This window comes from Microbacterium sp. NPDC087592 (genome assembly GCF_044743585.1).
Lineage (GTDB): Bacteria > Actinomycetota > Actinomycetes > Actinomycetales > Microbacteriaceae > Microbacterium.
The window spans coordinates 1,927,044-1,950,954 of record NZ_JBIUWT010000001.1; the positions used below are offsets into that span (position 1 = coordinate 1,927,044).

Genomic DNA, 23,911 nt, shown 5'->3' on the forward strand with positions numbered 1-23,911 from the left:
GAGAACTCACGCTACGAAGGAGCGGATGCTGCGGAGCATCCTTCCCGGCGTGAGTTCTCCTTCATTTCGGGAGGGTGGTCGCGCGCTGCTGTGAGCGAAGGAGCGTCCGGAGCGCAGCGAGGTTCGCGACGCTGAAGAGGAGCCTGACGAGAAGCAGCGCGGCCCACAGGCCCACCGCGCTCGGGGCCGTGAACCGGCAGATGATCAGCGCGGCGGGTGCGAGAACCAGATAGGTGAGGATCAGCCCGAGCAGTCCGGCTGTGGCGCCGAAGGTGACCTTCATGTAGGCGAACAGGGATCCGGAGAACGGCTCGAGCAGCAGCTGCAGAGCGATGAGGAGCCCCAGCACCGGGTCGCCCACCGGGCTCGCGCCGAACGCGGAGAGCAGGATGAGCGACAGTGCGAGGGGGACGACGAAGATGCCGACGACACCGTACGACGCCACCCGGTACCTCGGCTCCCGAGCGCGATCCTGCAGGCTCATCCTTCCGGCGGTCTGGCCGATCATCTTCAGCGGGATGATGATGGTGCGGCACAGCGCGACGCCGGCGGCGACCTGTGCGGCGACTTCGGCGGAGATGCTGGCCGCGACCAGTTGCGCGACCATGAAGAGCACCATGAAGACCGCGCCGTCGAGAGAGTTGAGAACTCGATCCCCGATGCGGCGAAGCGAGAACTCGGGGGCGCGGAGGATGCGAACCCGGATTCCGGCTCGGAGTAGTCGCCGCCGCCGTTCCCAGAGCATGGCGATGACCATGAGCGAGGCGAGCGCCGACTGCAGCGCGATGGCGAGGATCGGACTCGGGATGAGCAGGACGACGGCCAGGCCGAGCGCCAGACCGATCAGCGATCGGGTGAGCGTGATCGTCAGGTTGTCCTTCTCGCGGCCGAGGTGCTGGAAAGCGGCAGCGAGAACGCTGGTGTGCGACGACAGGATGTTCGCCGGAAGCTGCACGACCAGCGCCACCCACAGTGCGACCACGAGGACAGAGCCGGATGGCGAGGCATAGGTGAGTGCGAGGCCTGTTGCGGCGCTGATCGCGACGACGATGAAAGACACCGACGACGCGAGACGGAGGTTGCTGGCGATGGCGTCCGCGATCCGGGCGGGATCTGCACGGGCCTGCCCCAGATCACGCAGAGTCCCGATCCCGACACCGACGTTGATGAGCGTACCCAGTCCGCTGATGGTCGCCGTCGTGCCGATGATGGCGGCGAAGTCGGATCTTCCCATCGCAAGCGCTACCGCCAGCAGGACGAACGAGGTGCCGAGAGGGATGACCTGCGCCAGCATCATGGGCGTCGCGTGCTTCAGCACGCGGGCCAGGTCCTGCGTCCACTCGGGGAATGCGGTCATCTCGTCCTCCGTGCGGAATGCGTCACCGGCGAACGCTGTAGATCCGCGCTTATACGACGATAGAAACCAGACAGACACCGTCGCGAGCTCTGTCGCACGAGAGTGCCGGTGTATCGGCGGCGGTACTGCTTGTCAGCACCGGCGGATGAGTTGCGAGTCCGGCCTCACGTTCTGAAGGAGAACTCACGCTACGAAGGAGCGGATGCTGCGGAGCATCCTTCCCGGCGTGAGTTCTCCTTCATTTCGGGAGGGTGGTCGCGCGCTGCTGTGCGATCAGGCGCGGGAGGCGGCCGCGAGGGCCCGCCCGGTGAGTGAAGCGGAGTCGCGCACGATCTCCGTCGGGGTGCCGGCGAAGACCAGCCGGCCGCCGTCCGATCCGGCGCCGGGGCCGATGTCGACGACATGATCGGCGCGCGCGACCACCCGCATGTTGTGTTCGACGACCACCAGGGTCGCACCGTCGTCGAGCAGGTCGTCGAAGAGGGTGTTGATCGTGTCGACGTCGGTGGGGTGCAGTCCCGAAGTGGGCTCATCGAGGATGATCCGGTCGGCGGAGTCGCGCCGCGGATCACTGAGATGCCGGGCGAGGAGCAGTCGCTGCTTCTCACCTCCGGAGAGGGTGTCGAGCGAACGCCCGACCGGGATGTAGCGCAGCCCGGTGCGCTGTACCCAGTCCAGGGCCGAGACCACATCGGGATGCGCGGAGAACAGCCTGCTGACCTCGGCGGGCGTGGATGCCAGCACATCGGCGATCGAGGCGCCGTCGACCTGCACCCCGAGAGCGGTCGGGTTGAAACGCAGGCCGCCGCACGCGTCGCAGGGCAGCGAGACGTCGTCGAGGAACGCGAGCTCGGTCGTGATGTGTCCGCGCCCACGGCAGGTGGGGCAGGCTCCGCGCGAGTTGAAGCTGAACCACGACGGGTCGAGCCCCGACGCGGCGGCGAACACCTCGCGCACCGTGTCGGCGATGCGCAGGATGCTCAGCGTCGTCGACCGCGCTCCGCCACGCAGCGCGTCTTGCCCGACGACCGTGAACTCGGGATGCTGGCGCGGCAGCTCCACGGTGGCGAAGGAGCTCTTGCCCGAACCCGCGACGCCCGTGATCGCGGTGAGCACGCCGAGCGGGACGTCGACGTCGAACCCCCGCAGGTTGTGCGAGCGTGCATCCTTCACGGTGATGCGACCCGAGGGTTGCCGCGTCGCCTGACGGATCGTCAAGGGCTCGGCGAGCACGCGCCCCGTCAGGGTGTCGCTGCCGCGCAGCGCTGCGGGCGTGCCCTCGAACTGCACGCTGCCGCCGGCGGAGCCCGCGCCCGGCCCGAGGTCGACCACATGGTCGGCGACCGCGATCACCTGCGGGTGGTGCTCGACGACGAGGATCGTGTTGCCCGCATCGCGCAGCCGCTGCAGCAGGGCGACGAGGCGCTGGATGTCGGCGGGGTGCAGCCCGGTGCTCGGCTCGTCGAACACGTAGGTCACGTCGGTCAGGGCGCTGCCGAGGTGGCGCACGATCTTGACGCGCTGCGCCTCACCGCCGGACAGGGTCGAGGATTCGCGGTCGAGCGTGAGGTAGCCCAGCCCGACGGAGAGCAGGGCATCGAGCACATGACGGACGCCCTCGACCGCCGGCGCCACCCGAGGGTCGTCGAAGGCGTCGAGTAGCGCATGCAGTTCGGCCACCGGCATCCGCATCCAGTCCACGATCGATCGCCCGTCGATGAGGCTCGCCCGCGCCGCTTCGTTCACCCGCGCACCGTGGCAGTCCGGGCAGGTGTGGTGGGTCACGAGCCGGTCGAGCTCTTCACGCACCGGCGCCGACATCTTCACCGGGCGCTGCTTCAGGAACACGTCGCGCATGCGGGTGATCACCCCGTCGAACCGGGCGCTCTGCGGGAAACGCGGATCCGGGTCGTCGAGCTTGAGCTTGTCGGCGTAGAGGAACTGATCCATCTCCTCGGCCGTGTAGTCCTTCAGCGGCTTCTGGCGGTCGAACAGCCCACAGTAGGCGAACCGCTTCCACCGGTACACGCCGGGCCGGAACAGGCTGAACCGCACCGGCCCCTCATCGATGTTCTTCTCGGGATCGATCAGGGCGTCGATGTCGATGTCGTACACCGTGCCGAGCCCCTCGCAGGTCGGGCACATGCCGGACGGATCGTTGAACGAATAGGCGGGGGAGTACCCGGCCGACGGCTCGGCGACGCGGGAGAACACCAGGCGCACGAGCGAGGCCAGGTCGGTCGCGGTCGCCACGGTCGAGCGCGCATTGCCCGTGAACCGGCGCTGGTTGATCAGCACCGTGAAGGTCAGCCCGTCCATGGACTGCACGTCTGGCGCCGGCATCTGCGGCAGCCGCGAACGGATGAAGGTCGAGTACGAGTCGTTGACGAGCCGCTGCGCCTCGGCGGCGATCGTGTCGAGCACCAGCGACGACTTGCCCGATCCGGAGACGCCGGTGAAGACGGTCAGCAGTTTCTTGGGGACGTCGAGCGAGACGTCGCGGAGGTTGTTCGTCCGCGCCCCGGTGATGCGGAGGGAGTCCATCCCGAAACGCTAACGGGGCCCCCGGACAATCCGGAGGCCCCGTTCAGAGAGAGCGTAGGTCAGGCGCTGAGGACGACCGTCTCGTTGATCGGGCGACGCACGCGCGGAGCGACCTCGCGCTCCTGCAGCACCTCGGGAAGCGCCTCGATGTCGCCGAACTCGCCGACGGCGAAGACCGTGGTCGGCACGAAGCGGGCCTCGAGGTCGGCGAACTCGCGGACGACCTCGGGGTCGAAGCCGCTCATCTGGTGCACGACGAGTCCATCGTGGTGGGCCTGCACCGAGAAGTGCGCGACGGCCTGACCGAGGTCGTAGAGGGCGTGGGTGATGGGGGTGCCGTCGGCGGTGGCCGTCTCGGCGATCGCGACCACGAGCACGGCGGCGTTGCCCGCCCATGCCTGGTTGAAGCCCATCAGTGCGCCGGTGACCTGGGCGTGCAGGGCGGTGCCGCGGCGGGCGACGATGAAGCGCCACGGCTGCGTGTTGTTGGCGGACGGGCTCCAGCGAGCGGCCTCGAGGGCGGTGGCGAGCTTGGCCTCGTCGATCGAGTTCTGCGCGTCGAAGGCGCGGGGGCTCCAGCGGCCGGCGAGGACGTCGAGGACGGGGTGCTCGGTCGGGGCGGTGCGGTCGATCACGGGAGTGCTCACGGAAGTGCCTTTCAGAAGGAGTGGATCGGACTCCTTCGTCCGGGTACACGGGACAGAACAGATGCATGTGCATGCATATTCCCGAATGCTGTGGTGTTCTGCGTGCCGCTAGACGGGCAGGTTGTGCGACGCGGCGTCCGCAAGTGCGCTGCGCACCGCCCGGATGGACGGGGCGGCGGCGGAGACCTTCCGTGCCGAGGAGAAGATCTCGCGGCGCGGCTCGTGGGGAAGCGGCGCCAGGTCGACGGTCGGGGTGTCGCCGGCCCACACCAGCTCGGGAAGCAGCCCGACCGCGAGCCCGGCGTGGATCAGGCGCACATGCGCCGTGAGGTCGGCGATCTCGAAGCGCACGTCGGGCTCGAACCCCGCGGTGCGGCAGAGCTCCTCGGCCCAGGCGCGGGATGCCGTGCCGGCAGGCTCGAGCACCCACGGCTCGTCGCGGGTCGACCAGAGCTCCGCGAGGGCATCCGCGTGCCGAGGTGCTCCGGGTCGACGGGCGAGGGCGATCGCGTCGTGGGCGAGCACCACCCGGTCGAGGTCGGCGTGGATCGGGCGCGTGCGCCCCGGATACTGCTCGGCGAGGATCAGGTCGAAGTCGCGGCTGGACACTCCGACCAGCCCGGTCTCCGGGTCGCACTCGGTGACCTCGACGCGCAGCGCCGGATGCCTCTCCTTGAGGGCTTCGAGGGCGCGCGGCAGCAGGGAGTGCGCGGTCGACTGGAACACGGCGATGCGCGCGGTGCCCGTCACCTCGGTGAGCGACTCGGCGACCGCGACCTCGGCGTGCTCGAGCTGATCGAGGATGCCGATGGCCTGCGTGACCAGCACGTTTCCCTGCGGCGTGAACTGCACCCCGCGGCCGACTCGACGCAGCAGCGGCACGCCCACGTCGCGCTCCAGTGCGCTCAGCTGCTGCGACACCGAGGCCTTGCTGTACGAGAGCGCGTCGGCCACGGCGGAGAGCGTGCCGCGGCGCGACAGCTCCACGAGCATCCGCAGTCGGTTCACGTCCAGCATGGCCGTTTCCTTCGTTCGGCTTGAGTGAACAGAATCCACACAAATCGGTTGATAGACGGAGCCTACCGACCGGCTGGACAATGATCCAGTCGCACGCGAAACCCCGGTGTGCGCTCTCTTGGAAGGTCCACCGATGCCTGTCGCCGCCGACACCACCATTCCCCGTACCGAAGACGTCGCCGCCCTCGTGCAGCGCTGGCTCGTCGAGAGCGAGACCCACCCCGTCGAGCCGGCCGCGCAGCGCCTGTCCGAGGTGCTCAAGGACCCGAACGGGCTCGCGTTCACGGTCGGCTTCGTCGACGGCGTGATGCGTCCGGAAGACCTGCGCGTGGCGGGTCGCAAGCTCGCCGAGATCTCGGAGATCACCCCGACCCTCCTGCCCGGCTACCTGCGGGCCGCGATCAAGACCGGCGGCTTCTGGGCGCCGAAGCTCCCCGGTGTCGTCGTGCCGATCTCGCGCCGCGTGCTGCGGGCCATGGTCGGGCACCTCGTGCTCGATGCCACCCCGGCCAAGCTCGGGCCCGCGATCGCGAAGCTGCGCAAGAGCGGAAATCGCCTGAACCTCAACCTGCTCGGGGAGGCCGTGCTCGGCGAGCGCGAAGCCGGGCACCGCCTGCAGGGGACCCGCGACTTCCTCGCCCGCGACGACGTCGACTACGTGTCGATCAAGGTCTCCAGCGTCGTGAGCCAGCTGTCGATGTGGTCGTTCGACGAGGCCGTGGCGGATGTCGTCGAGAAGCTGACCCCGCTCTACGAACTCGCCGCGAAGGCCGAAGCCAAAGGCAAGGCCAAGTTCATCAACCTCGACATGGAGGAGTACCGCGACCTCGACCTCACGATCGCGGCCTTCACGAGCATCCTCGACCAGCCGGGCCTCGAGAACCTCGAGGCCGGCATCGTGCTGCAGGCCTACCTGCCCGACGCCCTCGGCGCCATGCAGCACCTGCAGGAGTGGGCCACGGCCCGTCGCGCGAAGGGGGGAGCGCCGATCAAGGTGCGTGTCGTCAAGGGCGCGAATCTCGCGATGGAAGAAGTGGATGCGGCGATCCACGGCTGGCCGCTCGCGACCTACGGCATCAAGCAGGACTCCGACACCAACTACAAGCGGGTGCTCGATTGGGCGATGACCCCCGAGCGACTGGATGCCGTGCGCATCGGCGTCGCGGGCCACAACCTGTTCGACATCGCCTACACCTGGCTGCTCGCGCAGGCTCGCGGGGTCGCTGACCCTGACAGCGCCGACCCGCTGGTCGAATACGAGATGCTGCTGGGCATGGCGACCGGCCAGGCCGAGGCCGTCCGCAAAGACGTCGGCCGCCTGCTGCTCTACACGCCGGTCGTCAACCCGGCCGAGTTCGACGTCGCGATCGCCTACTTGGTGCGCCGCCTCGAAGAGAACGCCAGCCCCGAGAACTTCATGTCGGCGGTGTTCGAGCTGGCCTCCAACCCGACGCTCCTCACCCGGGAACGGGAGCGCTTCGAGCGCTCGCTGGCCGCGCTCGCGACCGACGAGCCGGAGTTCGTCCCGGCATCCCACCGCGTGCAGGACCGTACCGCGGAAGCTCCCGCCGGCACGACCGTGGGCTTCGAGAACCAGGCCGACACCGACCCCGCGATCGCCGCGAACCGTGCGTGGGGTCGTGAGATCCTGGGTCGCTCGGTCGGGTCGAGGCTGGGCCTCGACACCATCGCGATCGCCAAGGTCGAGACGGATGCCGAGCTCGACGGCATCTTCGACGCCGCGACCGCGGCCGCTGAGAAGTGGGCCGCCCTGCCCGCCGCCGACCGCGCCGCCGTGCTGCACCGTGCCGGAGACGAGCTCGCCGCGCGCCGGGGACAGCTCATCGAGATCATGGCCCATGAGGCGGGCAAGACCATCGCCGAGTCCGACCCCGAGATCAGCGAGGCCATCGACTTCGCGCACTACTACGCCGAGTGCGCCAAGGATCTCGAGACGATCTCGGGTGCCGAGTTCGTGCCCTCGAAAGTCACCGTGGTCACGCCGCCGTGGAACTTCCCGGTCGCGATCCCCGCGGGTGGTGTGCTCGCCGGCCTGGCCTCGGGATCTGCCGTGATCATCAAGCCGGCCAAGCTCACGCAGCGCTGCGGTGCCGTGATGGTGGAGGCACTGTGGGCCGCCGGCGTGCCGCGCGACCTGCTCGCGCTCGTCGACCTCGCCTCCCGCGACCTGGGCACGCGCCTGGTCGCCGGTCCCGCGGTGGACCGTGTGATCCTCACCGGTGCGTACGAGACGGCACAGCTGTTCCGCTCGTTCCGCTCCGACCTGCCGCTGCTCGCCGAGACCAGTGGCAAGAACGCGATCATCGTGACCCCCTCCGCGGACCTCGACCTCGCCGCCGCCGATGTGGCCCGCAGCGCGTTCGGTCACGCCGGGCAGAAGTGCTCCGCCGCATCACTGGCGATCCTCGTCGGATCGGTCGCCGACTCCAAGCGGTTCGAGCGTCAGCTGGTGGATGCCGTGACCTCGATGCGCGTCGGACTGCCCGACGACCCGGCTACGCAGATGGGCCCGATCATCGAGCCCGCGAACGGCAAGCTCCTCACCGCGCTCACGAAGCTGGAGAAGGGCGAGCGCTGGCTCGTGAAGCCGCGCAAGCTCGACGACGAGGGAAAGCAGTGGACTCCTGGCGTCAAGACCGGCGTGCGTGAGGGCTCCTACTTCCACCTGACCGAGTTCTTCGGCCCGGTGCTCGGCATCATGCACGCCAAGGACCTGGACGAGGCCCTGCGCCTGCAGAACGCGGTCGACTACGGCCTCACCGCCGGCATCCACTCGCTCGACTCCGACGAGGTCGCCACCTGGCTCGACCGGGTCGAGGCCGGCAACCTGTACGTGAACCGCGGCATCACCGGGGCGATCGTGCAGCGGCAGCCGTTCGGCGGCTGGAAGCGCTCGGCCGTCGGCGCCGGAGCCAAGGCCGGAGGCCCGAACTACCTCTACGGCCTGGGCGAGTGGGCCCCGGCTGAGCTTCCGGCGGTTGCGCCCGGCGCTGCCGTCGTCCCCGCGGTCGGCGCGCTGCTCGACGCGGCGGGTGCCGAGCTCGACGCCGTCGAGGCGGACTGGCTGCAGCGGGCCGCGGCATCCGACGAGCGCGCCTGGGTCGACGAGTTCGGTGCGGTGAGCGACAAGTCCGGTCTCGGGGTCGAGCGCAACCTCTTCCGCTACCGTCCGGTCGCGGTCGACGTGCGCATCGCCGAGAACGCCCCGCTGGTCGACGGCATCCGCGTGCTCGCCGCCGCCCTGCGCAGCGGCAGCCCGTTCACGGTGTCGGCTCCGGCCCTGCCCTCGCGCATCGAGAAGGCGCTTCGTGCGCACGGCGTGACCGTCAAGCACGAGTCGGATGCGGCATGGACCAAGCGCTACGCGAAGGCGGCGAACTCGTGGCACCGCGTGCGTCTGGTCGGCGGCGACGCCGCAGCACTGCACGAGGCGCTCGACGGCAGCCCCGATGTGGCGGTCTGGTCGCACGCCGTGACCGGTGCCGGCCGCGTCGAGATGCTGCCGTTCCTGCACGAGCAGGCCGTGTCGATCACGAACCACCGCTTCGGCAACCCGACCACCCTCGCCGACGGCGTGATCTGACCCGGGTCTGAGCCGCAGCACAACAGAGCAGCACAACAGAGGAGCCCCCTGCCCCGCGCGTTGCGGGGCAGGGGGCTTCTCTGTTGCGCAGTCTCAGGCGCGCAGTGCGTCCCTGAGCTTGACCCGCGAACCCATGCGCAGCAGCGAGTTCTCGTAGATCTTCGCGCCGATGGCGATCGCGGCCACGCAGCTCGCGAGCAGGATCACCAGGCTCAGCAGCGGCTCCCACCACTGCGCTTCGCCGACGAACAGGCGCATCGGCATGCCGACCGGGGCCGAGAACGGCACGTACGACATGATCGTCAGCACCAGCGGGTTGTCGTTGAACACGATGACCAGGATGTACGGCGCCATGATCAGCATCGTGATCGGCGTGGTCGTCGACCCGATGTCTTCCTGGCGGGAGACCATCGACGCCGCGGCCGCGAACATCGCCGCCAGCAGGATGAAGCCGAACAGGAAGAACACGGCGAACCAGATGATCGGCGCTCCGAGCGTCGTGAGCACCTCGCGTTGACCGGTGACGATCAGCCCGATCGTGGCGACGGCCGCGAGGGCGAGGATCTGCCCCATCGCGAGCACCGTGTTGCCGATGACCTTGCCGGCCAGCAGTGTGCGCGCCGGGATCGCCGACAGCAGCACCTCGACCACGCGGGTCTGCTTCTCTTCCACGACGCTCTGCGCGATGGTGCCGCCGAACGTCGCGGCGGCCATCATGAACACGAGGCCGAACGCGATCGCGATGAAGTAGCGCAGGAGCGGGTTCGTCGTGACCGGCTCGAGGATCACGACGTCGGGCGACTGGGACAGCGCCGAGACCAGCGAGCTCGGTGCATCCTGCAGCGCGACGATCGTGTATCCCGAGGGTCCGTCGCCGGGCAGCACCGCGGCGTCGACCTTGTCGTCACGCACGAGCGCCTCGGCGGCGGCCTGGTCGGCCACCTCGGTGACTTCGAAGCCCGGGATGGCGGAGACGGCGGCGGCGGTCTCCGCGGTCGCGGCGATCGGCGTCGTCTCGGTGTTCTTGCTCGCGAAGCCACCGAGGATGATGCCGGCGAGGGCGAGCACCAGCAGGATGCCGGTGGAGATCAGGAAGGCCTTGCTGCGCAGCTTCGATCCGATCTCGCGCTCGGCGACGAGCCAGATGCCGTTGGTGCTGCGGACGGGGGCAGGGGTGCTCACTGGATGACCTCCTTGAAGATCTGGGCGAGGGACGGATGCTTCGGCGCGAAGCTCGCGACGTCGCCGCGCTGCACGGCGGAGTGCAGCACCCGCTGCGCCGTCTCAGGGCCGTCGGCGTCGAACAGGGCATAGCCGCCCTCGAAGTCGACGACCGTCACACCGGGCTCGGTGCGCAGCCACCCGGCGTCTCCGGCGGAGACGAGCTCGTAGCGGTCACGGGCATGCTCGGCGCGCAGCGCATCGCGCGAGCCGGAGGCGCGGATCGTGCCGCCGGCGAGGATGACGAGGTCGTCGCACAGGCGCTCGACCACGTCGAGCTGGTGGGAGGAGAACAGGATCGATGCGCCCTTCGCGGCGCTGGACTGCAGCACGCCGGCGACCACATCGACCGCGAGCGGGTCGAGGCCGGAGAACGGCTCGTCGAGGATCAGCACCTCGGGGTCGTGCACGAGCGAGGCAGCGATCTGCGCACGCTGCTGGTTACCGAGCGACAGCGACTCGATCGTGTCGTTCAGCCGTTCGCCGAGGCCGAGCTCGGTGAGGAGCTCCGTCGCCCGCTCGGTCGCATCCTGCTTGCCGAAGCCGTGCAGGCGAGCGAGGTAGACGATCTGCTCGAGCACCTTCATCTTCGGGTAGAGGCCACGTTCCTCGGGCATGTAACCGAAGCGCCGGCGGTCCTCGGCGGTGAGCGGTGCGCCATCGAGTGCGACGCTGCCGCCGTCGGAGGACAGCAGCCCCAGGACGATGCGCATGGTGGTGGTCTTGCCGGCGCCGTTGCCGCCGACGAAGCCCGTCAAGCGGCCCGGGGCCACCGTGAAGGACACGTCGTCGAGCACGCGCCGAGAGCCGTAGCTCTTGGTGATGCCGGAGAGTTCGAGCATTCCTGTCGTCATACCATCACGCTACGGAGCGCAGGCATCCCGGGGCATCCCCCCTGTGACGGACCCGCGCCCGTCCACCCCGAGGCTGACCCCGGCCTAGCGACGACCCGCGTGCAGGACCGCGCGGACGAGGAGGCCCGCCACCAGGGCCCAGAATGCGGCGCTGACACCGAGGACGGCGATGCCGGATGCCGCGACCAGGAAGGTCACGACCGCGGGGATGCGCTCGCCCGGATCGTCGATGGCCTGCTGCACGGATGAGCCGAACGCGGCGAACAGCGCGAGGCCGGCGACCGCGGGGATCACGGCGGCGGGCGCGAGCACCACGAGAGCGGCGAAGGCAGCGGAGAACACCGCGAGCACCAGGTACGACGCCCCGGTCGAGACGCCGGCGACCCACCGTCGCTTCGGGTCGGGGTCGGCATCCGGTGAGGCGGCGAGGGCCGCGCTGATCGCTGCGAGGTTGATGGCATGACCGCCCGCCGTCGCCCCGAGCGCGGTGCCGAGGCCGGTGACGAGCATGGCCGGACGCCACGGCACCTCGTAGCCGAAGCTGCGCATGATCGCGATGCCCGGGACGTTCTGCGAGGCCATCGTCACGATGAACAGCGGCAGCGCGAGGCCGACCAGCGCGCCCACCGTGAACGTCGGCGCGGTGAACTCGAGCCGCGGCAGCAGCACGGCGGGGTCGAAGGGTGCCCCGCCGTCCACCACGGAAGCGCCGATCAGGGAGACCGCGACCACGACGGCAGCCGCGACGAACGCGAGCGGAACCGCCCACCGCGGCGCGAGCCGGGCGAACACCAGCCAGGTGAGCACGACCGGGATGACGCCCCAGGGGTTCGCGACGATGCCCGTGATCGGCGCCAGGCACAGCGGGAGCAGCACGCCGGCCAGCATCGCCTGCGCGATCGACGGCGGGATGCGGGCGATGAGAGCTCCGAGTGCCGGCCACAGCGCCGTGAGCAGGATGAGTGCGGCGGCCACGAGGAAGGCCCCGACCGCCGCCGGCCAGCCGCCCTCGACGGTGCCGGTCGCCACCAGCAACGCGGCACCGGGAGTGGACCACGCGACCGTGATCGGCATCCGATACCGCCACGCGAGCACGACGCACGCGAGGCCCATCATCAGGCTCACGGCGAGCAGTCCGCTCGCCGCTTGGGCCGCATCCGCCCCGACCGCATCCAGACCCGTCAGCACGACCGCGAACGAGCTGGTGAATCCGACGAGTGCCGTCACCACCCCCGCCAGGATCGGGCGGGACAGGGGTGCGGTTTCGGGCATGGCTCCGAGGTTATCGCGGAGCGTCGGTGTACCGGGCGCCTACGCGAGCCCCATGCGGTGCGCGAGCACGACGGCTTGCACACGATCGCGGGCACCGAGCTTCTGCAGGATGCGGGAGACGTGCGTCTTGACCGTGGCCTCGCCGATGTACAGCGCGCGTGCGATCTCGGCATTGCTCCGCGCATCGGCGAGCAGCGTCAGCACCTCCGCCTCGCGGTCGGTGAGCGGCTCGATGAGCGTGATCTTCGGGGTCGCGCCGCTGTCGATCGGAACAGCCGTCCGTGCCGGTGCGGGGGCCGCGGCGAACCGCGCGAGGACTCGCCGGGTCACCTCGGGGGCGAGCATCCCGTCGCCGGCAGCCAGAGCGCGGACGGCGGCGATCAAGTCTTCGGCGCCGGCGTTCTTGAGCAGGAATCCGCTGGCTCCGGCATCCAGCGCCTGGTACAGGTAGTCGTCGCGGTCGAAGGTCGTGACGATCGCGATGGCCGCCGCGACCGCGGGGTCGGCGACGATGCGACGGGTCGCCTCGATGCCGTCCATGTCGGGCATCTGCACGTCCATCGTGATCACGTCGGGGCGGAGCGCGGATGCCTGCGCCACGGCCTCTGCTCCCGATGAGGCTTCGCCGACCACCGTGATGTCGGGCTGGGTGTCGAGGATGGTGCGGAAGCCGGCGCGCAGCAGCGCGTGGTCGTCGACCAGCAGCACCCGGATCGGGTCGCTCATCGCCCTGCCCCCGAACTTGCCGGGGTCGGGAGAGGTACGCGGGCACGCACACGCATCCCGCCGAGCGGCCGCGACGTCACCTCGAGCGTGCCTCCGGACGCGGCGGCGCGCTCCCGCATGCCCAGCTGGCCGAGCCCCGGGCGGAGTTGGGTGATCGCGCGTCCGGTGTTGACGATCTCGAGTTCGACGCCGTCGTCGTCGTACCGCACGCGGACGTCGGCGGTCGCTCCGCTGCCGGCGTGACGGCGGGCGTTCGTGAGCGACTCCTGGGCGATGCGGTACAGGTTCACCGCGACCAGTGACGGCACGGGCACGGGTTCGCCGATCACCGTGTAGTCCGTGGGCAGCCCGGCCTCGGTCGACGCCTCCACGAGCTCGGCGATGTCGTCCAGGGCGAGGGTGGATGCCGCATCCGTCGTCTCGCCGCCCGGTGTGCGCAGAGTCTCCAACAACTGGCGCAGCTCATGGATCGCGTCGCGCGCCGAGTCCTCGACTCCGGAGAGGATGCGGGCGGCTTCCGCGGGATCGCGCTCGAGCACGAGACGCGCGGCGCCGGCTTGCACGCCCATCACCGACACGTGGTGGGCGACGACGTCGTGTAGCTCGCGGGCGATGCGCACGCGGTCGAGGGCGACGGCCTGGGCTGCGGTGACCTCGCGCTCGCGCTCGAGCTCGACGGTGCGCTGCTCGAGCACGGCCAACTGCGCAGCTGCCGCCCAGGAGCGCTCGCCGAAGTAGTAGGCACCGCCGAAGTAGAGCACATTCAGCAGCAGCTGGATGAGCATGAAGGCGACGTACGGCGACATGGCTCCGGCGGCGACATCGGCCTTGTCGGCCTCGCTGATCGCGTCGCGGTACATCGTGATGATCAGCCACACGAACATACCCACGATGATCCCGACGCGTACGAGCATCGCGCGACGTCGGTCGTTCATCCACGCACCGACCGTGTACAGCGTGAGGAACATCACGATGTTGCCGACGTAGATCTCGGGGACGCGGATGGTGACGGCCGTGAAATAGGCCGCGGCCACGATCACGGCGGCGGTCCCGGGCCAGCGGCGGCGGAACGCCAGGGGAGCGGTGGCGACGACGGCGTAGACGAGCGCCCACCACAGGGGTGCCTGCTCGTCGCCGTAGATCTCCGCGATCGAGGAGAGCCCCGCGCTCAGCACCGCGCCGACGAACATGACGGCGGCGAGGATGACATCGGCTCGTCGTTCGCGCGCGGTCGGCGTGCGGGTGAACGCAGGGGCAGGCATCTCTCCACCGTAGAGCGGCGACCGCGCCGGAGCATCCCCCGAGCGGCGGATCGGAGAGGGGCTGGTAGGCGGGATTCGCTTGTTATTGACTGACTGACATGAGCGCTGACAAGACCGAAGACGCATCCGGCCGCATCCTGATCGACCTCTTCATGACCCTCGACGGTGTCGCGCAAGGACCGGGCGGCGTCGGCGAAGACACGTCGGGTGGTTTCCGCTTCAGCGGCTGGCAGGCGGGATACCCGTCACCCGGTATGGGCGCCGAGGTGGACAACGGGATGCGGGGCCTCGATGCTCTGCTGCTCGGTCGCCGGACGTACGACATCTTCGCGTCGTACTGGCCGCACCACACCGATGGCCCCGAGGGGCACATCGGCCGGCTGTTCGACCGCGTCCCGAAGTACGTGGCGACGAGGGATGCCGATCTCGCGTTCGACTGGCAGGGCAGCAGCCGGGTCGGGGATGACCTCGCGGCAGAGGTCGCGGCGCTGCGGGCCGCCCATCGCGAGGTGCACGTGATCGGCAGCATCGACTTCGTGCACACGCTGCTCGCCGAGGGGCTCTTCGACGAGCTGAACCTCTGGGTCTATCCGATCCTGCTCGGCACCGGCAAGAAGGTCTTCGACGACGACGCGCTGCCGTCCGTACTGCGGCTCTTGCAGCCGCCGGTCACCGACGAGGCCGGCGTGATTTTCCTCCGCTACGGCCGGACCGATCGCGTGCCGGAGGTCGGGACCTTCGGGTGAACACGAACACAGGGTTGATCACGCGAATCGACTATTCCGCTCCCGCGCTGCTACCCCCTAGATTCGAGCTGGACGTTGCCGCATGATCGGCACGGAATTCGAGGCCGCCGCGACAGCGCGATCGTTGCGCGGGTGGACTCCTTCACGGGGTGGGGCGATGACGCGACGACGCGCGACGATCAAGGCGGTAATCGGTGGAATGGCGGCGTTCGCGCTGGCCCTGGGCGGCGCGACCGCGGCGGTCGCGGCGGAACCGACGGGCGCCATCACGGGCACGGTGGTCACCTCCGCCGACGGAGCGCCGATACCGTTGATCTCGGTCCACGCCAGCAACGAAGACTTCACGGAGTCCGGATTCGCGGTGACCGACGAGAACGGCGAGTATCGGATGGAAGGCCTGCCGGCGGGCGAGTACACCGTGCGGTTCGAGACCGACGGGACCGATTTCGTCTCTGAGTACTGGAACGACGCCGCCGACCGGGAGAGCGCGCAGCGGGTCGCCCTCACCGAGGGCGAGGGTGTCGACGGGATCGACGCGGCGCTTGACCTGGGCGGCTCGATTTCCGGTCGCGTGATGCGGCAAAGCGACGGCGAACCGCTCGAGAGCGTCACGGTGCGGGCCAGCACGCCGGACGGTTCGAGCACCGCGTCGGTCGCGACTGACAGCGACGGTGCCTACCGGATTCCGGGTCTGCGCGGCGGCGACTACATCGTGAGCTTCACTCCGGACGATGCGACCTTCTCGAACGAGTACTGGGACGACGCGTACGACGTCAGCATGGCGGCGCCCGTGACGGTGGCGTCGGGTGAGGAGAGCGCGGCGATCGATGCGTTCCTCGCCGAAGCGGGCACGATCAGCGGAAAGGTGATTCTCGCGGTGGACGGTTCGCCGGTGCCGGGATGGGTGCAGGCTCACGACCCCCGCACGTCCACCACGGTGCAGGCGGACATCGCACCGGACGGCAGCTATGCGCTCACCGTACCTCCGGGAAAGTATGAAGTGGTGTTCACCCCCAGCAGCGGTCGAGGTATCGCCGAGTACTGGGAGGATGCGCTTCGCGTGGAGGATGCCACCGCGGTCGACGTCGCGCAGGGACAGATCGTCGCCGGGATCGATGGCGTGCTGGACTCCTACGGCGTGATCTCCGGTGTGGTCGAGACGGCGGGGACTCCATCGGGTGATGCCCTCGTCGAGGCTTTCCAGGGCGGCAAGCCGGCAGGAATGGCCTATACCCGGCCGGACGGCTCGTATGAGATCTCCCTCCCGGCCGGTTCCTACACGCTTCGCGCGCGGGCTCAGGTCTACGATCCGATCTATGCACCGCAGTACTTCGACGGTGTCGCGCTGGCTTCGCAGGCCACACCGATCACACTCGCCACATCCGCTGATCGAGCCGGAGTCGATTTCGATCTCGCGCTCGGTGGCAACATCGCCGGCACCATCTCGACTGCGGACGGATCTGCATTCTCTGATGCGCGGGTCACCGTGCTGCTTCAGCGCGCCGGGACGTGGCACGAGGTCGCCTCTGTCGACAGCTCCGGCGCCTTCACATTCCGTGAGGGGCCGGATGGTTCGGCTCCCGGGGGTTCGCTGCCCGCGGGAACGTACACAGTGCGCGTCGAGGCCGCCGGTTACTGCACCCAGTACTACGGCGGCGTGTCCGCCCTCGGCGATGCCGAGACGTTCACTCTCCGTGCCGGCGAAACCGCAGGCGGCATCGACTTGGACATTGCTGTGGAGTGCGCGGAGCCGCAACCGAAGCCCACGCTGTCCCTGTCCACGGGATCGATCCGGGCGGGCAAGGACATCACTGTCTCCGGCACCGGGTTCGCGCCGGGCGCGACCATCGCTTTCGAGCTGCGTTCCGCCCCGATCGCGCTCGGTACCCTCACCGCCGACGCGGATGGTGTCCTCCGGGGATCCCTGCGGATTCCGGCCAGCGCGCCAGCAGGCACGCACAGTCTCGTCGCGCTGTCGGGCGGCGCCGTGATCGCGAGCGCGACGCTCGTGGTGACAGCGGCGGCTGAGGCCAGCGGTGGCGCTGCGGTGACTCCGGCACCGCGACTGGCGGCCACCGGGGCGGAAACGCCGACCGCGATCATCGCGCTCGGTGTCATGCTCGCCGTCCTGGGTGGACTGCTCGTGCGTCGGCGCCGCGTCGAGAGCTGAACTCAGCCGAGCAGGCGCTCGATCACCTGAGCAACGCCGTCGTCATCGTTCGACGCGGTCGTCTCGTCGGCCGCGTCCTGAACCAGGGGTTCCGCATGGGCCATGGCGACACCGCGCCCGGCCCAGCGCAGCATCTCGACGTCGTTGAGCGCGTCGCCGAATGCCACGACATCGGCGCGGTCGATGCCGAGGTGCTCGCACAGACGGGCGAGGCCGGTGGCCTTCGTGACGCCCTCGGCCATCACCTCGACGAACGGAGCGCCCGACAGGGTCGCCTCGAACCCGGTCAGCCCGAGGTTGCGCAGCGTGTCGAAGAGAGCGGCAGGGGCGAGTTCCGGATGCCGGATGACGAGCTTCAGGCTCGGCGCCGCGAGCACGTGCTCGAGCGGCACGCCACCCATCGTTCGAGGGTCGCGCTTGTGGTCGGAGAGTTGGGCGATCTCGGCGTAGCCGTCCTGCGCCACGAAGGTCTCCCCGCCCTCGCGCACGCTCGCGAACAGCAGGCCCGGGACGCTGGCGCGCAGCGCCTCGACCAGCGTGCGGATCGTGTCGGCGGGAAGCTCTTCGGCGAACAGCATCCGCCCATCGTCCAGGCGCACGGCATAGGCGCCGTTGCTGCACAGCGCCCAGCCGTCGAAACCCGCATCACCCGCGATCGCCCGCAGCCCGATCGGCTGACGTGCGGTGACGGGGACCACAGGGATGCCGCGGGCGCGAGCCGCGTCGAGCGCCTCGCGCGTGCGCGGCGTGACAGCGGACGAGGAGTCCAGCAGCGTGCCGTCGAGATCGGTGGCGATCAGCCGCACGGTCATAGGGACGGCCGTCAGGAGAAGATCATCGGCATGTCGTCGTCGTCATCGGCGCCGCCTGTTCCTAGACGACGACCGTCGAGGTCGACCACCACGGGAACATGGTCGCTGGGCTGCTCGCCCTTGCGCTCGTCCCGGTGGATCGATGCGCCGGTCACGGCCTCGGCGAGAGTGCGGGAACCCAGGACGAAGTCGATGCGGATGCCCTCGTTGCGCGGGAACTTGAGGCGCTGGTAGTCCCAGTACGTGTATCCCTCGGGCAGCAACGGGCGCACCACGTCGGTGACCCCCGCGTCCTGGAACGCGAAGAACGCATCGCGCTCCTGCGGGGACACGTGCGTGGACCGGCCGACCACGATGTCGGGATCCCCGTTGTCGTGGTCGAACGGGATGATGTTGAAGTCGCCGACCAGAGCGAGCGGCAGGTCGGGGTTCGCCGAGAGCTCGGCCGCCGTCGACTTCTTCAGCTGCTCCAGCCAGTGCAGCTTGTAGAGGTAGTGCGGGTCGTCGAGCGAACGGCCGTTCGGCACGTACAGGCTCCACACCCGAACCCCGTCGACCATCACGCCGAGCGCGCGGGCCTCGAGCGGAGCATCCGGTCCCTCATGTCCCTTCGCGAACCCCGGCATCCCGTCGAACGCCGTGCGCACGTCGGTGATCGGCAGGCGGCTCGCGATCGCGACGCCGTTCCACTGGTTCAGGCCGTGCACCTCGACGTGGTACCCGGCCTCTTCGAACGGTCCGTAGGGGAACTGCTCGGGCTTGCACTTGATCTCCTGCATCGCCAGCACGTCGATGTCTTCACGGACGGCGAACTCGACGGTGCGGGTGACGCGGGTGCGGATGGAGTTGACGTTCCAGGTGGCCAAGCGCATGTATCCAGCCTAGAGCCCACCTCCTACACTGGATGCCGTGACCGCACTCGACGCAGACCGCCAGACCCTCCTCGACCTGATCAAGGACGAGGCGGTGTTCCACGGCGACTTCACCCTCTCCAGCGGCAAGAAGGCGACGTACTACGTCGACATGCGCAAGCTCACCCTGGACCACCGCGCCGCCCCCGCGATCGGCCGGATCATGCTCGACCTGATCGGCGACCTCGACGTCGTGGCCGTCGGAGGCCTCACGCTCGGCGCCGACCCGATCGCGAACTCCGTGCTGCACGCCTCGGTCGCCACCGATCGCCCGCTCGACGCGTTCGTCGTGCGCAAGGAGCCGAAGGACCACGGCCGCGGCCGCCAGATCGAAGGGGCCGACGTCAAGGGCAAGCGGGTCGTCGTGCTCGAAGACACCTCGACCACCGGCCAGTCGGCGCTCAAGGCCGTCGAAGCTCTGCGCAAGGAAGGCGCCGAGATCGTCGCCGTCGCCGTGATCGTCGACCGCAAGACCGGCGCGCAGGCCGCCATCGAAGCCGAGGGGCTCGAATGGCGCGCCGCCTTCGACCTCGACGACCTCGGGCTCGACCCCCAGTGACGCGCTACGCACTGGCCGTCGACGTCGGCGGCACGAAGATGGAGGCCGCGCTCGTCGCGGAGGACGGTGTGCTCGTCACGGGCAGCCGCAGCCGGCAGGCGACCGGGCGTGAAGCCACGGTCGAGTCGTTGAACGCCGCCGTCATCGCGATCGTCGAGCACGCGCTCGCCGCCCTGCCCGCGGATGCCGAGCTCGTCGGCGCGGGCGCGGGGAGCGCCGGCCCCGTCGACCGGACCCTCGGCACGATCATGCCGGTCAACATGCCGCTCGCGCGCGGCTTCGCGCTCGCTGAGGCAGTTCGCGCCGCAGCATCCACGGTCATGGGGCGCGACGTGCGCACCGTCCTCGGCCACGATGGCGGTGCACTCGCGCTCGCCGAATCCTGGCTCGGGGCGACGCAGGGTGCCGGTGCGTCGCTATCGATCGTCGTCTCGACCGGCGTCGGCGGCGGCTTCGTCGCGAACGGGTCGTACATCCCCGGTGCGACAGGCAACGCCGGACACCTCGGACAGGTGCGTCGTGAGGGCGGGCTGACGCTTGAAGAGATCGCCTCCGGGCCGGCGAGTGCGTCCTGGGCGCAGGAGCAGGGCTGGACCGGCACCACGGGCGAAGACCTCGCGCGCGACGCAGCGGCCGGCGACACCGTCGCTCGCTCGGCGATCGAGCGCTCGGCCCGAGCTGTCGGGGAAGCGCTCGCGGACGCCGCGACCCTGGTCGACCTCGACGTGGTCGCCATCGGCGGCGGTTTCTCGCGGGTGTCTGCGGACTACATCGACCTCGTGCAGCAGGCCCTCACCGCCAGCGCCGTGCACGAATACTCCCGGCGCACCCGCGTGGTGCGCTCGGGGCTGGGTGACGAAGGGCCCCTCATCGGCGCCGCCGCCCTCGTGCTGCGGTAGGTCGTACCGGAACGCTGCTCAGCGACTCGCCGTGAGCAGGTGCCGCGGCGGTCCTTCGAGGCGGGCGACGGAGATCTTCAGGTCGGTGACGTCGGCGGCGACCGCGTCGATCCGAGAGCTGAGCTTCTCGTCGATGGCATCGATGCGGGTGCTGAGTTTCTCGTCGACGGCGTCGATGCGGGTGCTGAGTTTCTCGTCGACGGCGTCGATGCGGTCGTCGATGCGGCGGATCATCCACGCGCCGGCGGCGAAAAGGCTCGCGCCGAGGGTGAGTACGATGCCGATCGCGCTGACGACGATGGTCCAAGTCTCCGTGGTCACGGTGTTATCCCCTCCCTGCCGTGAGCAGGTGCCGTGGCGGTCCTTCGAGGCGGGCCACCGAGATCTTCAGGTCGGTGACGTCGGCGGCGACCGCGTCGATCCGAGAGCTGAGCTTCTCGTCGACCGCATCGATGCGGGTGCTGAGTTTCTCGTCGACGGCGTCGATGCGGTCGTCGATGCGGCGGATCATCCACGCGCCGGCGGCGAAGAGGCTGGCGCCGAGGGTGAGCACGATGCCGACGGCACTGATGACGATCGTCCAGGTCTCCGTGGTCACGAGGTCATCCTCTTCCCGCGGTGATGAGATGCCGCGGCGGGCCTTCGAGCCGGGCGACGGAGATCTTCAGGTCGGTGACGTCGGCGGCGACCGCGTCGATCCGGGTGCTGAGTTTCTCGTCGACGGCGTCGATGCGGTCGCCGATGCGGTGGATCATCCACGCGCCGGCTGCGAAGAGGCTGGCGCCGAGGATGAGCACGATGCCGATCGCGCTGATGACGATGGTGAGGGTCTCCGTGGTCACGGGGTCATCCTCTTCCCGCGGTGATGAGGTGCCGCGGCGGGCCTTCGAGGCGGGCGACGGAGATCTTCAGGTCGGTGACGTCGGCGGCGATCGCGTCGATGCGGTCGTCGAAGCGGCGGATCATCCAGGCGCCGGCGGCGAAGAGGCTGGTGCCCAGGGTGAGTACGACGCCGACGGCGCTGATGATGATCGCGAGGACTTCAGTGGACAACGGGGCTCCCCTTGACGCGGGCGGGTTCAGAATCGACGTTACGCCGCATCTGCCGAGGCGACCTGCGGTATTCCGGCATCCGTGGAAAGGTCTTCGATACCCGGAAAGGGGGAGGGGAAGTCAGTCGGTCGTCGGTGCCGTGACGCGGGATCGCGCCGCGATCAGCACCAGCACCGGCACGAGCGCACAGAGGGCAGCAGACACGAAGAACGTCGTGCTCGATGCCGGGTCGCGGCCGACCAGCAGGATCAGTGTGGGGACGAACGTGCCGCCGACCGCGCCGCAGGCCACGAGCGCACCGGTCACGGCAGCGCTGCGAGCCGGATCCAGCCGGTCGAGGGCGAGCCCCAGGATGAGTCCGTAGCTGGGAGCGAGGAGCACGACCACCGCGGCCAGCGCGACCAGCGCCCACACCGGCTCGGACCCCACCAGCATGCCGGCCGCGGCCATCAGTACGGCCGCTCCGCTCGTCGCGGTGGCGAGGATCCAGATCGGCGAGACGGAGGCCCGACGCAGGGCCGCCGCGCCGAAGCGTCCGACGGCCATCAGGGTCCAGAACGCCGAGGTTCCGAGCGCGGCGAGAGCCGGATCGACATCGAGGATCCGCTCCGGGATCACGGCCGACCAGCCCGACAGCACGGTCTCGACGCCGACGTAGAGCGGCAGCGCCGCCGCGAACGGCAGCAGCACGAGGAGCCCGCGCACGTCGCGATGCGCAGGAGCTTCGGCGAGGGAGGCCGCAGGAGTCGGGCCGGCGAGCATCACGATCGTGACGAGGGGCACCACCGCGAGGATGCCGAGAGCCGGGCGCACGTCCGACCCGAGGGCGACGAGCAGCGGCGTGACGGCAGCGCACACCGCGACCGTCCCCAGCAGTGCGCTGAGCAGCCCCGTCGCACTCCCGACCGCCACAGACTTCGCCGCCACCGAACCCGAGGCCTCGACCAGCCCGAAACCGAAACCGGCGATGGCCGCTGCGGCGATGAACAGCGCAGGAGTACCCGCGACGGCCACAGTGATGATGGCGGCAGCCTGAAGCGCGCTGCCGAGGATGAGCGTGGTCTGGGGCGGTCGGCGGATCAGGATCGGACCGGAGACCAGCACGCCCACCAGCAGCCCCGCGAACAGGGCGGGGACCGCGGCGCTGAGGTCTCCGCCGATCGCCCGCTCGGCGGAGGGGAGTATCGCCGGGACGAAGGCCGCCGTGACGCCGAGCCCCGCGAATGCGGCGAACAGTCCTGTCCGTGCGCGCCCGGCGTTCGTCACGCTCCGCCCGTGCGCACGCGGTGCACGGCGGCGAAAGTGTCACGCAACGCCTCCATCGAGCGGTCGTAGTTCGACTGGGCGACGCCGATGAAGATGCAGTCGACCACCATGAGCTGCGCGATCCGGCTGCCGAGTGCACCCGAGCGGAACCCCGTCTCGCGGGCGGCCGTCGTGAGCACGATATCGGCCTGGTCGGCCAGCGGTGCCCCGGCGTGGTTGGTGATCGCGATGGTCGTGGCGCCTGCCCGACGGGCGAGCAGGAGGAACTCGATCGTGTCGGTGGTGGCACCGCTGTGCGACACCGCGATGGCGACGTTCCCCGGTCCGAGGGTCGCCGCCGAGGTCCAGGCGGCATGCGGGTCGGACCAGTCCAGCGCCGTGCGACCGATACGGGTGAGTTTGCGCTGCAGGTCGAGCCCGACGATGGAACTCGCGCCCACGCCGAAGATGTCGACCCTGGTCGACGACGTGATGGCTTCCACCGAGGCGCGCAACGATTCGGTGTCGAGTACCTTCGCGGTGTCGGCGAGGGAGAGCGTCTCGGCGAGCGAGACCTTGGCGACGATGTCGGCCAGGGTGTCGTTGCGGTCGATGTCGCCGGAGACGGCGGGGAGGGCTGCCGTGTCGAAGGTCTCCCGTTCCACATCGCGCAGGACGTGGTTGCGCAGCTCCCGCACGTGCTCGTAGCCGAGCCGCTTGCAGAATCGCACGACCGAGGTGGTGGAGGTGTCGCAGCGCTGCGCGAGCTCGGCGACCGAGAGTCCCGCGGTGCCCGCGGGGTCGGCGAGGAAGAGGTCGGCGATGCGCTGCTCGCTCGGACGCAGCTCGGGACGGATCGCGCGCATGCGGACGAGGACGGGGTGTGCGCCGGCTTCTTCGCGGGCAGCTTCATTGGACATGGCGGTCTCCGATCGCTGTTCATAACAGTAGAGGAACTTCTGTTACATCTGTAGTCACCTTCGTGTACTTTTGGTACCAACCAAGACCGACG

Annotated in this window: 22 protein-coding genes; 5 read left to right on the top strand and 17 right to left on the bottom strand. The window is 69.6% G+C overall.

The annotated features are described in order from the left end of the window. Positions 1-61 precede the first annotated feature (61 nt). The 4 genes from ACIOTO_RS09130 to ACIOTO_RS09145 all read right to left on the bottom strand — a co-directional run bounded on the left by ACIOTO_RS09130 (position 62) and on the right by ACIOTO_RS09145 (position 5,565). Positions 62-1,357 carry a hypothetical protein gene (locus tag ACIOTO_RS09130; RefSeq protein ID WP_400857529.1) on the bottom strand — a complete coding sequence of 432 codons (1,296 nt, stop codon included), beginning with the start codon at positions 1,355-1,357 and terminating at the stop codon, positions 62-64. Between the two features lie 273 nt (positions 1,358-1,630). Next, complete coding sequence (locus tag ACIOTO_RS09135; RefSeq protein ID WP_400857530.1) at positions 1,631-3,901, bottom strand: ATP-binding cassette domain-containing protein; 2,271 nt, start codon at positions 3,899-3,901, stop codon at positions 1,631-1,633. Positions 3,902-3,960: 59 nt separating this feature from the next. Beyond that, positions 3,961-4,548: a nitroreductase family protein gene (locus ACIOTO_RS09140; RefSeq protein ID WP_400857531.1), complete on the bottom strand. Its 588-nt coding sequence runs from the start codon at positions 4,546-4,548 to the stop codon at positions 3,961-3,963. 108 nt (positions 4,549-4,656) lie between these two features. Then, positions 4,657-5,565 carry a LysR substrate-binding domain-containing protein gene (locus ACIOTO_RS09145; RefSeq protein ID WP_400857532.1) on the bottom strand — a complete coding sequence of 303 codons (909 nt, stop codon included), beginning with the start codon at positions 5,563-5,565 and terminating at the stop codon, positions 4,657-4,659. A 133-nt stretch (positions 5,566-5,698) separates the two neighbouring features. On the opposite strand from ACIOTO_RS09145, the gene ACIOTO_RS09150 reads away from it, so the two are divergent. Further along, positions 5,699-9,169: a proline dehydrogenase family protein gene (locus ACIOTO_RS09150; RefSeq protein ID WP_400857533.1), complete on the top strand. Its 3,471-nt coding sequence runs from the start codon at positions 5,699-5,701 to the stop codon at positions 9,167-9,169. Positions 9,170-9,262: 93 nt separating this feature from the next. Here the strand turns inward: ACIOTO_RS09150 and ACIOTO_RS09155 are convergent, their stop codons facing one another. The 5 genes from ACIOTO_RS09155 to ACIOTO_RS09175 form a co-directional block, all read right to left on the bottom strand. Next, the gene (locus ACIOTO_RS09155; protein ID WP_400857534.1) at positions 9,263-10,351 is read right to left on the bottom strand and encodes an ABC transporter permease; all 1,089 of its coding nucleotides are present in this window, start codon (positions 10,349-10,351) and stop codon (positions 9,263-9,265) included. Beyond that, complete coding sequence (locus tag ACIOTO_RS09160) at positions 10,348-11,232, bottom strand: ABC transporter ATP-binding protein (RefSeq protein WP_400858082.1); 885 nt, start codon at positions 11,230-11,232, stop codon at positions 10,348-10,350. The genes ACIOTO_RS09155 and ACIOTO_RS09160 overlap by 4 nt, the downstream gene beginning before the upstream one ends. Positions 11,233-11,328: 96 nt before the next feature. After that, on the bottom strand, positions 11,329-12,516 hold the full coding sequence (locus ACIOTO_RS09165; RefSeq protein ID WP_400857535.1) for a benzoate/H(+) symporter BenE family transporter: 1,188 nt from the start codon (positions 12,514-12,516) through the stop codon (positions 11,329-11,331). Between the two features lie 39 nt (positions 12,517-12,555). After that, positions 12,556-13,242, bottom strand: a complete 687-nt coding sequence (locus tag ACIOTO_RS09170; RefSeq protein WP_400857536.1) for a response regulator — start codon at positions 13,240-13,242, stop codon at positions 12,556-12,558. Next, positions 13,239-14,504, bottom strand: coding sequence for a sensor histidine kinase (locus ACIOTO_RS09175; RefSeq protein WP_400857537.1), 1,266 nt, complete (start codon positions 14,502-14,504; stop codon positions 13,239-13,241). Before ACIOTO_RS09175 ends, ACIOTO_RS09170 begins: the two co-directional genes overlap by 4 nt. Positions 14,505-14,602: 98 nt before the next feature. Between ACIOTO_RS09175 and ACIOTO_RS09180 the strand changes: the two genes are divergently transcribed. Both ACIOTO_RS09180 and ACIOTO_RS09185 read left to right on the top strand, forming a co-directional pair. Next, positions 14,603-15,250 carry a dihydrofolate reductase family protein gene (locus ACIOTO_RS09180; protein ID WP_400857539.1) on the top strand — a complete coding sequence of 216 codons (648 nt, stop codon included), beginning with the start codon at positions 14,603-14,605 and terminating at the stop codon, positions 15,248-15,250. 157 nt (positions 15,251-15,407) lie between these two features. Further along, a complete protein-coding gene (locus tag ACIOTO_RS09185; RefSeq protein ID WP_400857540.1) occupies positions 15,408-17,420 on the top strand; it encodes a carboxypeptidase regulatory-like domain-containing protein in 2,013 nt (670 codons plus the stop codon). A 2-nt stretch (positions 17,421-17,422) separates the two neighbouring features. On the opposite strand, the gene ACIOTO_RS09190 is transcribed toward ACIOTO_RS09185, so the two are convergent. Then, positions 17,423-18,232: a Cof-type HAD-IIB family hydrolase gene (locus ACIOTO_RS09190; protein ID WP_400857541.1), complete on the bottom strand. Its 810-nt coding sequence runs from the start codon at positions 18,230-18,232 to the stop codon at positions 17,423-17,425. Between the two features lie 11 nt (positions 18,233-18,243). After that, positions 18,244-19,104: an exodeoxyribonuclease III gene (locus tag ACIOTO_RS09195; protein ID WP_400857542.1), complete on the bottom strand. Its 861-nt coding sequence runs from the start codon at positions 19,102-19,104 to the stop codon at positions 18,244-18,246. A 37-nt stretch (positions 19,105-19,141) separates the two neighbouring features. On the opposite strand from ACIOTO_RS09195, the gene pyrE reads away from it, so the two are divergent. Next, positions 19,142-19,702, top strand: a complete 561-nt coding sequence (gene pyrE / locus ACIOTO_RS09200) for an orotate phosphoribosyltransferase (protein ID WP_029262822.1) — start codon at positions 19,142-19,144, stop codon at positions 19,700-19,702. Continuing rightward, positions 19,699-20,601, top strand: a complete 903-nt coding sequence (locus tag ACIOTO_RS09205) for an ROK family protein (RefSeq protein ID WP_400857543.1) — start codon at positions 19,699-19,701, stop codon at positions 20,599-20,601. Before pyrE ends, ACIOTO_RS09205 begins: the two co-directional genes overlap by 4 nt. A gap of 18 nt (positions 20,602-20,619) precedes the next feature. Here ACIOTO_RS09205 and ACIOTO_RS09210 read toward each other — a convergent pair whose 3' ends face one another. From ACIOTO_RS09210 to ACIOTO_RS09235, 6 genes are all read right to left on the bottom strand, one after another. Then, positions 20,620-20,922, bottom strand: a complete 303-nt coding sequence (locus ACIOTO_RS09210) for a hypothetical protein (RefSeq protein WP_400857545.1) — start codon at positions 20,920-20,922, stop codon at positions 20,620-20,622. Positions 20,923-20,926: 4 nt separating this feature from the next. After that, on the bottom strand, positions 20,927-21,199 hold the full coding sequence (locus ACIOTO_RS09215; RefSeq protein ID WP_400857546.1) for a hypothetical protein: 273 nt from the start codon (positions 21,197-21,199) through the stop codon (positions 20,927-20,929). A gap of 4 nt (positions 21,200-21,203) precedes the next feature. Next, positions 21,204-21,443 carry a hypothetical protein gene (locus tag ACIOTO_RS09220; RefSeq protein ID WP_400857547.1) on the bottom strand — a complete coding sequence of 80 codons (240 nt, stop codon included), beginning with the start codon at positions 21,441-21,443 and terminating at the stop codon, positions 21,204-21,206. A gap of 4 nt (positions 21,444-21,447) precedes the next feature. Beyond that, positions 21,448-21,654 carry a hypothetical protein gene (locus ACIOTO_RS09225; protein ID WP_029261270.1) on the bottom strand — a complete coding sequence of 69 codons (207 nt, stop codon included), beginning with the start codon at positions 21,652-21,654 and terminating at the stop codon, positions 21,448-21,450. A 120-nt stretch (positions 21,655-21,774) separates the two neighbouring features. Then, positions 21,775-22,920, bottom strand: a complete 1,146-nt coding sequence (locus ACIOTO_RS09230; RefSeq protein WP_400857548.1) for an MFS transporter — start codon at positions 22,918-22,920, stop codon at positions 21,775-21,777. Then, a complete protein-coding gene (locus tag ACIOTO_RS09235; protein ID WP_400857549.1) occupies positions 22,917-23,819 on the bottom strand; it encodes a MurR/RpiR family transcriptional regulator in 903 nt (300 codons plus the stop codon). The genes ACIOTO_RS09230 and ACIOTO_RS09235 overlap by 4 nt, the downstream gene beginning before the upstream one ends. Between the last annotated feature and the right edge of the window lie 92 nt (positions 23,820-23,911).

Coding starts and splice junctions, on each gene's coding strand:
- ACIOTO_RS09130 (WP_400857529.1), bottom strand. CDS start 1,357: ATGACCGCATTCCCCGAGTGGACGCAGGACCTGGCCCGCGTGCTGAAG.
- ACIOTO_RS09135 (WP_400857530.1), bottom strand. CDS start 3,901: ATGGACTCCCTCCGCATCACCGGGGCGCGGACGAACAACCTCCGCGAC.
- ACIOTO_RS09145 (WP_400857532.1), bottom strand. CDS start 5,565: ATGCTGGACGTGAACCGACTGCGGATGCTCGTGGAGCTGTCGCGCCGC.
- ACIOTO_RS09150 (WP_400857533.1), top strand. CDS start 5,699: ATGCCTGTCGCCGCCGACACCACCATTCCCCGTACCGAAGACGTCGCC.
- ACIOTO_RS09160 (WP_400858082.1), bottom strand. CDS start 11,232: ATGCTCGAACTCTCCGGCATCACCAAGAGCTACGGCTCTCGGCGCGTG.
- ACIOTO_RS09165 (WP_400857535.1), bottom strand. CDS start 12,516: ATGCCCGAAACCGCACCCCTGTCCCGCCCGATCCTGGCGGGGGTGGTG.
- ACIOTO_RS09170 (WP_400857536.1), bottom strand. CDS start 13,242: ATGAGCGACCCGATCCGGGTGCTGCTGGTCGACGACCACGCGCTGCTG.
- ACIOTO_RS09175 (WP_400857537.1), bottom strand. CDS start 14,504: ATGCCTGCCCCTGCGTTCACCCGCACGCCGACCGCGCGCGAACGACGA.
- ACIOTO_RS09180 (WP_400857539.1), top strand. CDS start 14,603: ATGAGCGCTGACAAGACCGAAGACGCATCCGGCCGCATCCTGATCGAC.
- ACIOTO_RS09185 (WP_400857540.1), top strand. CDS start 15,408: ATGACGCGACGACGCGCGACGATCAAGGCGGTAATCGGTGGAATGGCG.
- ACIOTO_RS09190 (WP_400857541.1), bottom strand. CDS start 18,232: ATGACCGTGCGGCTGATCGCCACCGATCTCGACGGCACGCTGCTGGAC.
- ACIOTO_RS09195 (WP_400857542.1), bottom strand. CDS start 19,104: ATGCGCTTGGCCACCTGGAACGTCAACTCCATCCGCACCCGCGTCACC.
- ACIOTO_RS09235 (WP_400857549.1), bottom strand. CDS start 23,819: ATGTCCAATGAAGCTGCCCGCGAAGAAGCCGGCGCACACCCCGTCCTC.